Genomic DNA, 12,067 nt, shown 5'->3' on the forward strand with positions numbered 1-12,067 from the left:
CCTCGGGGTCCCGGCGGGCCGCGACGGCCAGGTCCCGGGTGCGGCGCAGGGCGATGGGCAGCGGGCGGCGCAGCCAGGTGGTGAGCAGCTCGTTGCGGCGTACGACCGCGGAACGGTGGGCGCGCGGTACGGGAGCCGGGTGGTGGTGCGCGACCACCTCCGGGCAGTGGGCGACGCCCCAGCCGCGCGCGACGAGGTCGTACGCGAGGAGGGTCTCCTCCGCGCCGAAGAACAGCAGCCGGTGGTAGCCGCCGACGTCGAGGAAGGCCGACCGGCGCACGACTGCCGCACACCCGAGGAAACCGAGCACCTGCGTACCCGGCAGGTCAGTGGCCGGACCCAGGGGCGACTCGGCGAGGGAGTCGTTGAGCGGGTCGGGTGTGTCGGCGGTGCCGACCAGCGTGCGCGCGGAGAGCAGCCCGAGCCGCGGATGCGCGTCCAGCAGCCGGGCCGCCGTGTTCAGGGCACCCGGTTCCCACCAGGAGTCGTCGTCGCTGAAGGCCACGTAGGGCGTATCGAGTGCGCGTACGGCGTCATTGCGGGCGAGTGCCCCGCGATTGACGGGCAGCGCGAGCACCTGCACCTCGGGGAACCGTTCGGCGATCATCGCACGCGTCCCGTCACTGGACGCGTTGTCGGCCACGATCACGAGCGGCCTCTCCGGAAGAGCGAGCAGCCGGCGGAGGGTGACGGCGAGGGAGTCGGCCCGGTCGCGGGTGGCGATGACGACGCCCACGGGCCGGTCCTTCCCTGTCATCGACGGCTCCCTGATCACTGGTGCGTACAGTGCGCTTTACGCGGTAGCCCAGTGCGCCTGCCTCAAACACTTGGCGACAAGTCACCATGAATTGGGAGGTTCTTCGTCGTTCGTCGACGGACTGCCGGGGAACTCGGGCGGCATGCAGCAGCACAGCAACCCAGATCCCGATCCGCTGCGGACCCCCGGCCTGGAGCCCGGTGGCAGCGTTCCGCCCGGCGAGACGCCGCCTGCCGAGAGCAGTACGCCCGGCGCCGGACCGCAGGAGACCCACAACCCGCCACGCGGCTGGGCCAAGGGCCCGCTGACCCTCATCCTGCTTCTCGTGGTGCTGGTCGCCGCGGGCTTCCTGGCGTTCGCGATCACGCTCGCTCTGTGAGCACGTACGTTCCGTCCATCGGGCCGTCGATCGGGCGGTCAGTCGGGCTGTTCCTGAGGGCCGGGCTCCTCCTCGACCGGCTCGACCGGGGGAACCCGGGAGTCGTCGTCGCCACGCTGCCCTGAGCCCGCCTCGTCCGGGTCCGGATAGGCCTCCGGAGGCTCCTCCTCAGCGGCCGGAACGTCCACGATGGCCTCCTCCCGCTCGGCCTCCTCCGGCGACGCGGGCAGATCCCGCGGCACCCTGGTCTCCGTGCCCGGCTCCTCGGACCGTTTCTCCTCCATGCCGACCGCTCCCTTCACGGCGACCGCCTTGCGGCCGGCGCCCTCCACCAGGCGGGACGTCTCGCTCGCCTCGTCCGCCTCCTGTTCAAGGTGGGTGAACAGCACATCGGCGCCCTCCCGGGCGAAGGCCAGGGCCACCGCCCGCCCGATGCCGGAATCCCCACCGGTGATGACGGTGTGGCGGCCCTCCAGCCGACCGCTACCGCGGTAGGACTCCTCGCCGTGGTCGGGCGGCGGGTCCATCGGCCCTGTCCAGCCCGGATGGGGCTGGTCCTGTGCCGGGAACTCGGGGCGAGGGTGCTGCGTCACTGGGTTCTGCTGCGCGTGCTGCAGATCGGTCACGTCGGCCTCCTGACCGCTAAGGAGCTCCGGTCAGGAGGCCGAGTTCCCGTCTCACCCCGGCCGAAAAGTCACGCGCCGGGTCAGCGGCGCAGTTTCACCCGGTCCAGGGCGGTGACGCCGAGGGCGGCCAGAGCGATCTGGAAGAGCCACTCCACCCAGTCGACGCCCTCCGTGTCGGCCACGTCGAAGGCCGACGCGATCGCCGAGCCCACGAAGGCCGCCACGATGCCGACCACGATCGTCCACAGAATGCCGATGCGCTGCCGGCCCGGCACGACGAGCCGGCCCAGCACGCCGATGACGATGCCGATCACAATCGCGCTGAGGATGCCTGAGATCTCCATGATTCCTCGCTCTTCCGCACTGTTGTGCGGTGACGAGTCCCCCCTCCGCCCCGGACCAGTCCCCCACACCGGTTTCGGTCCCGTACGAGGATGAGCCCCGCGCTCACGGGTACCCGAGGCCGACGACCTCGCTCCGTCCGTCCGCGAGGCGCCGCACACCGACTCATGAGGTGAGGTGATCCTCCATGGCTGACCTGCACGACCTCTCCGACCACGAAGTCGACGTCCTGTGGGACGAGTTCCACCGCCTGGTGAACATGACCTCGCAGGAGCTGAGTACCTGGCTCAGGACCCGGGACGCGAGCCCCGTCACCGAGCCGCTGCCCGAGCAGGCCGGGAGCGAGGCAGGGCGGCACGTCCTGGCGATCCTGCAGAAACGCCGCCGGGACCTCACCGACGACGACGTACGCCTGATGCGCAAGGTCGTGGACCTCATCGGTTCCCTGAGCGACGAGGAGGCGGAGCCCGAGCCCGCCGACCAGAGCAGGCGCCACCGGCTGATGACCCTGGGACACGATCCCCTCAAGCCGTCCTGACCGGGCAGCACAGCCCGCTACCCGTTTTCGTCCACGGGGGCGGGGCACCCGGGGCGGGTGTTCACCAGGAGGAGGGCTCACGCGGCGGCGCGGATGCGGCGGGGCGCGGAGCGGACCACTGACGCGCTGGACGCGCGGCTGCCGGTGTCCGAGGGCGGCCCGCTGCTGCGCAAGGCGTTCCCCGACCACTGGTCGTTCCTGCTGGGCGAGCTCGCGCTGTACAGCTTCGTCGTTCTCCTGCTGACCGGGGTCTGGCTGACGCTGTTCTTCCAGCCGTCGATGAACGAGGTCGTGTACGAGGGCTCGTACCGGCCGCTGGACGGCGTGCGCATGTCCGAGGCGTACGAGTCGACCCTGCACATCAGCTTCGACGTACGCGGCGGACTCCTCATCCGGCAGCTGCACCACTGGGCGGCCCTGGTGTTCCTCGCGGCGATCGGCGTGCATCTGCTGCGGGTCTTCTTCACCGGCGCGTTCCGCAAGCCGCGCGAGGTGAACTGGATGATCGGCGTGACGCTGTTCCTGCTGGCGCTCGCCGAGGGCTTCGCGGGCTACTCGCTGCCGGACGATCTGCTGTCCGGCACGGGGCTGCGCATCGCGCAGGGCATCATGCTGTCGATCCCGGTCGTGGGGACGTATCTGAGCATGTTCGCGTTCGGGGCCGAGTTCCCGGGCGAGGACATGATTCCGCGGCTGTACTCGCTGCACATCCTGCTGTTGCCCGGCCTGCTGCTCGCGCTCGTCACCGTCCATCTGATCCTGGTCTTCTACCTGAAACACACGCACTGGGCGGGGCGCGGCCGGACCAACCGCAATGCCGTGGGCAAGCCCATGTTCCCGCAGTTCGTGGCAAGTTCGAGCGGCCTGTTCTTCATCGTCTTCGGCGTGCTGACCCTGCTGTCGGGGGTGGCGCAGATCAATCCGGTCTGGGTGTACGGGCCGTACCGCACGGACCATGTGTCGACCGGCTCGCAGCCCGACTGGTACGTGGGCTTCCTCGAGGGCTCGCTGAGACTTGTGCCGCCGTGGGAGACGGCGCTCGCCGGGCACACGGTGATGTGGAATGTGCTGCTGCCCGCGGTGATCCTGCCGATGGCCCTGTTCGCGGTGCTGTACGCGTATCCGTTCTTCGAGAAGTGGGTCACCGGTGACGACGAGGAGCACCATCTGTGCGACCGGCCGCGGGACAAGCCCGTCCGTACGGGGCTCGGTGTCGCCGCGATCGTCTTCTACGGCGTACTGCTCGCGGCGGGCGGCAACGACGTCATCGCGCACACCTTCAGGATCTCGCTCAACACGCTGACGTGGGTGTTCCAGATCGCCCTCGTGGTGCTGCCGCCGCTCGCGTTCATGGTGACCAAGCGGGTCTGTCTGGCGCTGCGGGAGGCGGAGCTGAAGCGGCTGGCGGAGGGCGAGGAGACCGGCGAGGTGCGGCAGTCGGTTGAGGGCGGCTACGAGGAGAGCCACGCACCGCTGGACGCCGAGCGGCAGTACGTCCTGCGCACGCGCGAGCTGCCGCGGCCGTTGCCGGCGCCGGAGCACGACGGCGGCGTACCGCGGGTGCGCCGACTGCGGGCCACGCTGAGCTCCTGGTACTACCGTGACCGGGTCGAGGACGAACCACCGGCCCGCAAGGGCGAGTTGGAGCCCTGACCGGCCCGGTCGGGGCGTGCGGCGTACTGGAAGACCATCCCGAACACCCCGTGCGCGAGCACCCCGAGACCGAGCAGAAACAGCCAAAGCCCGTAGACCACGCCGAGTGCGACGATGACCGATCCCATGGCCGTGGTGATGGGCCAGGGGCTGTGCGGCGGGAGGAACTCCAGGGGCCCGGCAGTGTCCACCACCTCGGCGTCGCCCCGGTCCTGGGCCCGTCGGCCGCGCCTGCGGTACTGGACGTGCAGGAAGAACGCCACAAGCGCCGCCATCAGGAAGGCGATGGCCAGGACAGCCGTGCCGGCGGGCTCCTCGGAGAACCAGCCGTACCCGGCGGCGGTGACGGCGAAGAAGACCGCCACCCCGGTGAACAGACGTGCTTCGGTCCGCATCAGTAGGAAGTCCCCCTCAGAAGGCGGTCCTCATCAGAACGCGTGGCTCCAGCCCGACAGTACGGCCCGTACCCGGTCGACCAGTCCGGGTCCGGGAAACAGCAGCTTGCTCGTCGGCGGAACACCGGGGGCGGCCGGGTAGGGGCGCGTCGGCACGATGGACTTCACCCGGCGGATCCGGCAGCCGAGATCGGTCAGTGTCGGCGGCGGCAGAGCGTCCTTCAGGCGTGGGAAGAGCTGGTCCTGCTCTTCCCGGGTCTGGCGGCGGACCTCACGCAGCAGCTCGTCGACAAGCCGGGCGAAGGTGACGGTCCCCGCCTCGGCGTCCCCCAGATCCCTCATCAGCTGCTCAAGACGGCCGTGGTCCGCTATTCCCTTTTTGGCGAGATCGGCGCCGTCCTCGACACGATCACTCAGGACCGGATAGACGAATTCCTCTTCGGAAACAAAATGCCGTACGAGCTCGATGGTGGCCCGGTCCGTATAGATCTTGCATATGCGGTCGGAGTCGGGAAGTGCCTCGATCTGCCGGAATATGTCTTCCACGTGGCGATGGTCATCGCTCAGTTCCCTGATGGCGTCCGTCTCACCTGCCATGGCCTCGTCACCCTTTGTTTGTGCCCCGCTCGCGGGGGTACTGCCCGGGCTCATGGGCACGTCCGCGAGGAAGACCGCTCCGCTCGTACCGTCGTCAGCATCGTCTCAGTCACCGGGCCTGCGGCTGGGGCGTGCCCTGTACCGCTGGGCGACCACCACCGATCACAAGGTGATCGGTAATCTCTATATGGTCACCGCGTTCGGGTTCTTCCTGCTGGCCGGCGTGCTGGCGCTGCTGATGCGGGCCGAACTCGCCCGGCCCGGGCTGCAGTTGGTGAACGAGCACGCGTACAACCAGCTGTTCACCATTCACGGCACCATCATGATGCTGCTGTTCGCGACGCCGATGTTCGCGGGCTTCGCGAATGCCGTGATGCCGTTGCAGATCGGGGCACCGGACGTGGCCTTCCCTCGCCTCAACGCCCTGTCGTACTGGATGTATCTGTTCGGCGGGCTGATGGTGGTCTCCGGCTTTCTGGTGCCGGGTGGTGCGGCCGCGTTCGGCTGGTTCGCCTACGCACCGCTCAACAGCGCCGTGCGCTCGCCCGGTTCCGGAGGCGATCTGTGGACCATGGGGCTGGTGGTCACGGGCGTGTCCACCACACTCGGCGCAGTCAACTTCATCACCACCATACTGTGCCTGCGGGCGCCCGGCATGACGATGTTCCGGATGCCGATCTTCACCTGGAACATTCTGTTCACCTCAATTCTGGTACTGCCCGCCTTCCCGGTACTGACCGCGGCGCTGCTCGCCCTGGAGGCGGACCGGAAATTCGGTTCGCACATTTTCGACGCGGCCAATGGCGGCGCCATTCTGTGGCAGCATCTTTTCTGGTTCTTCGGCCATCCAGAGGTCTATATCGTGGCCTTGCCGTTCTTCGGCATCATCAGCGAGATCATTCCGGTGTTCAGCCGTAAACCGATCTTCGGCTACATGTCACTCATCGGGGCGACGATCGCCATCACCATGCTGTCGGCGGTGGTGTGGGCGCACCACATGTTCGCCACCGGCGCCGTGCTGCTGCCTTTCTTCTCGCTGATGTCATTCCTGATCGCCGTACCGACCGGCATAAAATTCTTCGCCTGGACCGGCACCATGATCAAGGGATCGCTGTCCTTCGAGACACCCATGCTGTGGGCCACGGGCTTCCTGGTGTCGTTCCTGCTCGGCGGGCTGAGCGGGGTAATCATCGCCTCGCCGCCGCTGGACTTCCATCTCACGGACTCGTACTTCATCGTGGCGCATCTGCATTACGTCCTGTTCGGCACCGTCGTGTTCGCGATGTTCGCGGGCTTCTATTTCTGGTGGCCGAAATTCACCGGGAAGATGCTCGACGAACGCCTCGGGAAGATCCATTTCTGGATGCTGTTCATCGGCTTCCAGCTGACCTTCCTGGTGCAGCACTGGCTCGGCGAGAAGGGCATGCCCCGCCGGTACGCCGACTATCTGCCCGCGGACGGCTTCACCTTCCTCAACACGCTGTCCTCGGCCGGTGCGTTCCTGCTCGGTGTGTCCACGCTGCCGTTCCTCTACAACGTGTGGCGGACCGCGCGATACGGGCGGCGCGTGGCGGAGGACGATCCCTGGGGGTACGGCCGGTCACTGGAGTGGGCTACTTCGTGTCCGGCGCCGCGGCACAACTTCGTGGCGCTGCCCCGGATCCGTTCGCATTCCCCGGCCTTCGACCTGCATCACCCCGAGTTCGCCCAGCGCGACAGCAAACGGGACGAGGCATAGAATTTCGCTTTGCCACCGGCAACACGGCTCCGCTCCATGGTCATCCGCGGTGCTCCGCACGTTTGAGGTGCGGCACTCGGGTACTTGAGAGGTTGAAGGAACAGAGTCGGCCGCCTATGAGGGCCCTGGAAAAACGGGGTCACGGGCGCCGGTGGTGTCGTCTCGGAGATGAGTACCACGAGCATTTCACTGAGGGGACCGCGCCTTCCCGTTCCATGGCTGGTGACCCTACGAGGAGTCACGCTGGAGACGGGGTGGATGACCGTGCGGCTGGCAGGACTGCCCTTGGATCTCGCTCTGTGGGGTGTGCGGCAGTTCGCCGGGCTGCTCGGCTCCGTCGATCACCGGCTGCTGCCGGACGACATGGACAGTGAGCCCGCGGTGTCGGGCATGCCGATCGTGTTCGTGCACGGGCTCGCCGACCGGCCGTCGATCTTCTCGAAGCTGCAGAACGGGCTGCGCGGCTGCGGAGCGGGCCCGTTCGTCACGGCGACGTACAACGTGCTCAATCCAGACATCCGGGTCGCCGCCCGCATGCTGGGCGAGCAGGTCGAACGGGTCCGGAAGCAGAACGGCGGCCGGCCCGTGTGCCTCATCGGGCACAGCATGGGCGGACTGATCGCGCGCTACTACGTGCAGCGGCTGGGCGGGGACGTGCATGTGCCGTTGGTGATCACGCTGGCCACACCGCACAGCGGTACGGCGATGGCGCTGTGGGCTCCTCCGCACCCCGTGCTGCGCCAGCTGCGCCCCGGAAGTCCGCTGCTGGCCGAGCTGGCGGAGCCGTGTGCCGGCTGCCGCAGCCAGTTCGTGGCGTTCTACAGCAACCTGGACGAAGCGGTCATCCCCAGTAGCCGGGCCCGTCTCGACCACCCGGACCTGCGGGTGCGCAACGTCCTCGTGGACGGCGTCGGGCATCTGATGCTGCCCGTGCACGGGACGGTCATCCACGAGGTCCGCGAGGTACTCACCGAGGCCATGGAGCTCCCGTTGGCCGGCTGAGCCATCTGCTGAGCCGCCGCCCATGACAGGGCGCGCAGGCTGCGAGAGGCTGGAGTACACCCAGCGGATGCCGGAAGAAGACGACACACCATGCGCAAGGACGGTGACATCACCGCGGCGCCTGGTCGGCGCGGATGGCGGGTGCGCCCGTACCAGGCCGGGGACGAGTCGGCCGTACGGGAGTTGATCGATGCCGACCGGCTGCCCGGGCAGCCGCGCTGCGTACCGGAGCTGCCGACCGCCGCGCTGCACGGCTGCCCGTGCGCGGCGGGCTGGCAGGCACCGGCCCGGGCGCGGCTCAGTGTGCTCGCCGACGCCGACGACCGGCCCGTGGGCACCGTCGCGTTTCTGTCCTGGCAGGACCTGCGCTCCGGGCTGATCCATCTCCTGCACGCCCGCGAGGACATCCCTGCCTTGCAGGACCTGGTCACCCACGCCCTGACCGCGCTCGGCGGCTGCCCGCGGATCGAGGCGTTCAGCGCCGCCTCGCCGGGCACTCTGGGCCCCGGCGGCCTGCCCCGCGCCCACCGCGCCGCGACGCATGACGTACTGGTCGGCCGGGGCTTCACCGGCCGACTGAGGGGCAACTATCTGCTCCGGACGCTGCACCCCGGACCCTCGCCCACCAAGCTCGTGGCCGATGTGTACCCCTGCGAGTATCCGCCGGGCCATCGGCTGGTCTTCCACAAGGCGGCCGAGCCGATCGCCGAGATCGTGGTGAGCACGGCACGCGACCGCACCGCGGCCGTGTACTGGATCGAGACGGCGCCCGAGTACCGCCACCGTGGCCTGGCCGGCAAACTGCTCGACCAGGCGCTGGCCCTGCTCACCGAGGAGGGTGCCACGCATGTCGTCGCCGCCGTCGGCACGACGTGGCGAGCGACCGGTACCACCGGCACCGCCCCACGCCTCTTCCACGAGGCCGGCTTCGAACTGGTCGACCAGCTGTGGGAGTACGACCGGCAAAGCGATGCCGCGCCAGTGCCGCACGCTCAGGGCCGGTGACCGGGGCGCCCACCCCGTACCAGTCCGTTTCCAGGGTGTTTGTCGCGCCGGGGCCGGGCAACCCGAGCCCATACCGGCCGACCTCGACGCGACGGGAGCGTATGGATGACCCACGCTGCCCAGCGCCCGCCCGCGTCCTCCCGTACGTCGGCCCCACGGATCGGCGTCCTCGGTTCGTACGGCGGCTTCAACATCGGCGACGAGTCCATCCTGGCCTGCGTACTGGGCTGCCTCAGGGCCCATCGCCCGCACGCCCGGATCGTCGTCTTCAGCCGGAACGCCGAGCACACCCGCGGCCACCACCGCGGCGTCGACGAGGTGGTGGACTGGGAGGGCGTGGCCCAGCGGCAGTTGCTGGACGCGCTGTCCGGCCTGGACCTGCTGGTGCTGGGCGGCGGCGGGATCCTCTACGACGGAGAGGCCCGCCGGTATCTGCGGCTGGTCCGTGCGGCACAGGTCCACGGAGTGCGCACCTTCGCCTACGCCGTCGGCGCGGGCCCGCTGCGGGAGCCCGAGGACCGGGAGGCGGTGCGCTCCGTGCTGCCGGAGATGGACGACGTGGTCGTACGGGACGAGGAGTCCGGGCTCGTCCTCGACGAGGTCGGGGTCGAGCGCGAGCTGACGGTCACCGCGGACCCGGCGCTGCTGCTCTCGGCGGAGCCGTTCACCGGCCGGATGATGACGCACGAGGGCATCCCGACCGGGAAACGTCTGGTGGGGATGTCGGTACGGGAACCGGGCCGGGCGGCCGAGAAGCTGGACGAGGGCGGCTATCACGCGCTGCTCGCCGACGTGGCCGACTTCCTGGTCCGGCGCCTGGACTCCCATGTGGTGTTCATGCCGATGGAACGCCATGACGTACGCCACGCCCATGCCGTGCTCTCGCACATGTCCGCGCCGGACCAGGGCCGGATCATGAACGGCACCTACAGCCCCGGGCAGGTCCTCGGCTTTATGCGCCACCTGGATCTGGCCGTCGGCATGCGCCTGCACTTCCTGATCTTCGCGGCGGTCTCCGGGCTGCCCATCCTGCCGCTCCCCTACTCGGGCAAGGTCTTCGACTTCGCGCGCCGGGTGGGCGCTCCGGCGCTGGTCGGGGTGGCACGGGAGCAGGCCGGGCTGCTGCTGGCGGAGGTGGACCGGCTCTGGGACGAGTATCCGCAGCGGCGCGAGGAGATGGAGTCGCGGGTCCGGGAGCTGTGCGGGCTCGCCCAGGAGACCTGCGCGCGCTGCGGAGCCCTCCTGGACGAGATCGGCGGCGGCCTGTGTACCGGCTCCGACATGGAGGACCTGGGTGCGGGGACCTGACGAGGACGTGCGGGGCCCGACAAGGACTGACCGGAGGAAGCGATGCCGATCCTGGAGCCGCCCGACGAGTTCCGTACCGTCACGCTGCCGCCGCGGGAGGCCGAGTACGCGGGCCGGACCGACGTCCTGGTGGTCGGCGGCGGTCCCGCCGGCTGCGGCGCCGCGCTCGCCGCAGCCGACACGGGGGCCGAGGTCGTGCTCGTCGAGCGGTACGCCTTCCTCGGCGGCAATGCGACCGTGGCGCTCGTCATGCCGCTGATGTCGTTCCACAACGAGCACAAGCAGGCCGTGTTCACCGAGAACGGCGAGGACACCCGGCTGCTGCCCACCGACCACGGCGAGGGCGAGCCGGTGGTCGCCGGCGTTCTGTGGCGGCTCCTTGACCGGCTCACCGCGAGCGGCGGTTGTGTCCCGCCTTCCGTCGAGACCGGCTACACCGTGCCGTTCGACCCGGAGATCTTCAAAATGGTCCTGCTGGAGATGCTCGACGAGGCGGGCGTGCGGATGCTGTTCCACTCCTTCGCCTCCGCCGCGCTGCCGCTCGACGACGGCTGGCGCCTGGTCTTCGAGACCAAGTCGGGTCCTGTGGTGATCGACGCGGGCGTGGTCGTCGACGGCACGGGTGACGGCGATGTGGCGGCCGCCTGCGGAGCCCCGTACGAGATCGGCCGCCCCGAGGACGGACTGGTGCAGCCGATGACGCTCATGTTCCGCGTCGTGGACTTCCTGCGGCCGCGGTTCGCCGAGTACGTACGGGCCCATCCCGACGAGTGGCGCGGCGTGCACGGCCTGTGGGACCTGGTCCGGCAGGCCATGGAAGAGGGCGAACTCCAACTGCCGCGCGAGGACGTGCTGTTCTTCGGCACCCCGCACCCCCGCGAGGTCAGCGTCAACAGCACGCGCGTCACCGGAGCGCTCGGCACCAGCGTCTGGGACCTCAGCCGCGCCGAGTACACCGCCCGCCGCCAGCTGGTTCAGATCGACCACTTCCTGCGCACCCGGGTGCCGGGCTTCGAGCACGCGTACGTGGCGCAGAGCGGCAGCCATATCGGCGTACGGGAGACCCGCCGCATCGTCGGCGACTACCAGCTGACCGGCAACGACATCCTTCAGGCCCGCCCTTTTGCGGACGCCGTCGCGCACGGCGCCTATCCGATCGACATCCACAATCCGCAGGGCACTGGCACGCTCCTCAAGCGGGTGCCCACGGGCCGCTTCTACGACATTCCGCTGCGCTGCCTGCTGCCCCGGGACACGGACCGTCTGCTGGTGGCGGGCCGCTGCATCTCCGGTACGCACGTGGCTCACTCCTCGTACCGGGTCATGCCCATCGCGATGGCCACCGGTCAAGCGGCGGGTGTCTGCGGGGCGCTGGCCTCTCGCCTGGGGCGCAGTCCGCGGGAGGTGCCGTATTTCCTCGTGCAGCGGGAACTGTTGCGGCAGGGGGCGCGGCTGCGGGTTGCCTCCGGCGGTTGAGCGGGGGGTTCGTAGGTGGTTCCGGGTTCGCTGCCGGGTGCGGGTTGGTTGTGGTTGTTCGCGCCGTTCCCCGCGCCCCTGGGGTCCGGTGGGTGGGTCGGGGCCGTGGGCCGGTGCGTCAGCCCGTCGCAGGCGGGGCATACGGCCCGGTGTTGGTACAGGGTGCGGGTGACCTGAGACAGAACCTAAGCGACGGGCATACGACGCACCGGCCCACGGCCCCTCCCGCCGGTGGGCAAGTGACGGGTCCG

General features: G+C 69.5%; 12 protein-coding genes and 1 pseudogene. 8 read left to right on the forward strand and 5 right to left on the reverse strand.

Features of this window, described 5'->3' with window-relative positions; genetic code table 11:
• Positions 1-757: glycosyltransferase family 2 protein (locus tag ACYVO6_RS25415; RefSeq protein ID WP_461064903.1), on the reverse strand; the 757-nt coding region annotated here is incomplete at its 3' end.
• 142 nt (positions 758-899) lie between these two features.
• Here ACYVO6_RS25415 and ACYVO6_RS25420 point away from each other — a divergent pair.
• Positions 900-1,136 (forward strand): DUF6480 family protein, encoded by a 237-nt coding sequence (locus ACYVO6_RS25420; RefSeq protein ID WP_461064905.1) that lies wholly within the window; start codon positions 900-902, stop codon positions 1,134-1,136.
• A 275-nt stretch (positions 1,137-1,411) separates the two neighbouring features.
• On the opposite strand, the pseudogene ACYVO6_RS25425 reads toward ACYVO6_RS25420, so the two are convergent.
• Both ACYVO6_RS25425 and ACYVO6_RS25430 read right to left on the reverse strand, forming a co-directional pair.
• Positions 1,412-1,762, reverse strand: a pseudogene (locus tag ACYVO6_RS25425) (SDR family NAD(P)-dependent oxidoreductase); the annotation flags it as partial.
• An 80-nt stretch (positions 1,763-1,842) separates the two neighbouring features.
• Positions 1,843-2,106, reverse strand: a complete 264-nt coding sequence (locus ACYVO6_RS25430) for a GlsB/YeaQ/YmgE family stress response membrane protein (RefSeq protein ID WP_461064907.1) — start codon at positions 2,104-2,106, stop codon at positions 1,843-1,845.
• A 185-nt stretch (positions 2,107-2,291) separates the two neighbouring features.
• On the opposite strand from ACYVO6_RS25430, the gene ACYVO6_RS25435 reads away from it, so the two are divergent.
• Positions 2,292-2,642 carry a DUF3140 domain-containing protein gene (locus ACYVO6_RS25435; protein WP_461064909.1) on the forward strand — a complete coding sequence of 117 codons (351 nt, stop codon included), beginning with the start codon at positions 2,292-2,294 and terminating at the stop codon, positions 2,640-2,642.
• A 93-nt stretch (positions 2,643-2,735) separates the two neighbouring features.
• Positions 2,736-4,295 (forward strand): cytochrome bc1 complex cytochrome b subunit, encoded by a 1,560-nt coding sequence (gene qcrB, locus ACYVO6_RS25440; RefSeq protein ID WP_461065459.1) that lies wholly within the window; start codon positions 2,736-2,738, stop codon positions 4,293-4,295.
• Here the strand turns inward: qcrB and ctaF are convergent.
• Together ctaF and ACYVO6_RS25450 are read right to left on the reverse strand one after the other, a co-directional pair.
• Positions 4,238-4,690, reverse strand: coding sequence for an aa3-type cytochrome oxidase subunit IV (gene ctaF, locus ACYVO6_RS25445; RefSeq protein ID WP_461064911.1), 453 nt, complete (start codon positions 4,688-4,690; stop codon positions 4,238-4,240). The genes qcrB and ctaF overlap by 58 nt on opposite strands.
• Positions 4,691-4,723: 33 nt before the next feature.
• Entirely contained in the window at positions 4,724-5,236 is a 513-nt protein-coding gene (locus ACYVO6_RS25450; protein ID WP_461064913.1) for a hemerythrin domain-containing protein, read from the reverse strand.
• A gap of 103 nt (positions 5,237-5,339) precedes the next feature.
• Between ACYVO6_RS25450 and ctaD the strand changes: the two genes are divergently transcribed.
• The 5 genes from ctaD (at position 5,340) to ACYVO6_RS25475 (ending at position 11,816) form a co-directional block, all read left to right on the forward strand.
• Positions 5,340-7,025, forward strand: coding sequence for an aa3-type cytochrome oxidase subunit I (gene ctaD, locus ACYVO6_RS25455; RefSeq protein WP_461065461.1), 1,686 nt, complete (start codon positions 5,340-5,342; stop codon positions 7,023-7,025).
• 258 nt (positions 7,026-7,283) lie between these two features.
• Positions 7,284-8,027: an alpha/beta fold hydrolase gene (locus ACYVO6_RS25460; protein WP_461064915.1), complete on the forward strand. Its 744-nt coding sequence runs from the start codon at positions 7,284-7,286 to the stop codon at positions 8,025-8,027.
• Positions 8,028-8,117: 90 nt separating this feature from the next.
• Positions 8,118-9,032 carry a GNAT family N-acetyltransferase gene (locus ACYVO6_RS25465; RefSeq protein ID WP_461064917.1) on the forward strand — a complete coding sequence of 305 codons (915 nt, stop codon included), beginning with the start codon at positions 8,118-8,120 and terminating at the stop codon, positions 9,030-9,032.
• A 105-nt stretch (positions 9,033-9,137) separates the two neighbouring features.
• On the forward strand, positions 9,138-10,340 hold the full coding sequence (locus tag ACYVO6_RS25470; RefSeq protein ID WP_461064919.1) for a polysaccharide pyruvyl transferase family protein: 1,203 nt from the start codon (positions 9,138-9,140) through the stop codon (positions 10,338-10,340).
• Between the two features lie 42 nt (positions 10,341-10,382).
• Complete coding sequence (locus tag ACYVO6_RS25475) at positions 10,383-11,816, forward strand: FAD-dependent oxidoreductase (RefSeq protein WP_461064921.1); 1,434 nt, start codon at positions 10,383-10,385, stop codon at positions 11,814-11,816.
• Positions 11,817-12,067 lie beyond the last annotated feature (251 nt).

This window comes from Streptomyces pseudoechinosporeus (assembly GCF_054783935.1).

Coding starts and splice junctions, on each gene's coding strand:
- ACYVO6_RS25420 (WP_461064905.1), top strand. CDS start 900: ATGCAGCAGCACAGCAACCCAGATCCCGATCCGCTGCGGACCCCCGGC.
- ACYVO6_RS25430 (WP_461064907.1), bottom strand. CDS start 2,106: ATGGAGATCTCAGGCATCCTCAGCGCGATTGTGATCGGCATCGTCATC.
- ACYVO6_RS25435 (WP_461064909.1), top strand. CDS start 2,292: ATGGCTGACCTGCACGACCTCTCCGACCACGAAGTCGACGTCCTGTGG.
- qcrB (WP_461065459.1), top strand. CDS start 2,736: ATGCGGCGGGGCGCGGAGCGGACCACTGACGCGCTGGACGCGCGGCTG.
- ctaF (WP_461064911.1), bottom strand. CDS start 4,690: ATGCGGACCGAAGCACGTCTGTTCACCGGGGTGGCGGTCTTCTTCGCC.
- ctaD (WP_461065461.1), top strand. CDS start 5,340: ATGGGCACGTCCGCGAGGAAGACCGCTCCGCTCGTACCGTCGTCAGCA.
- ACYVO6_RS25460 (WP_461064915.1), top strand. CDS start 7,284: ATGACCGTGCGGCTGGCAGGACTGCCCTTGGATCTCGCTCTGTGGGGT.
- ACYVO6_RS25465 (WP_461064917.1), top strand. CDS start 8,118: ATGCGCAAGGACGGTGACATCACCGCGGCGCCTGGTCGGCGCGGATGG.
- ACYVO6_RS25470 (WP_461064919.1), top strand. CDS start 9,138: ATGACCCACGCTGCCCAGCGCCCGCCCGCGTCCTCCCGTACGTCGGCC.
- ACYVO6_RS25475 (WP_461064921.1), top strand. CDS start 10,383: ATGCCGATCCTGGAGCCGCCCGACGAGTTCCGTACCGTCACGCTGCCG.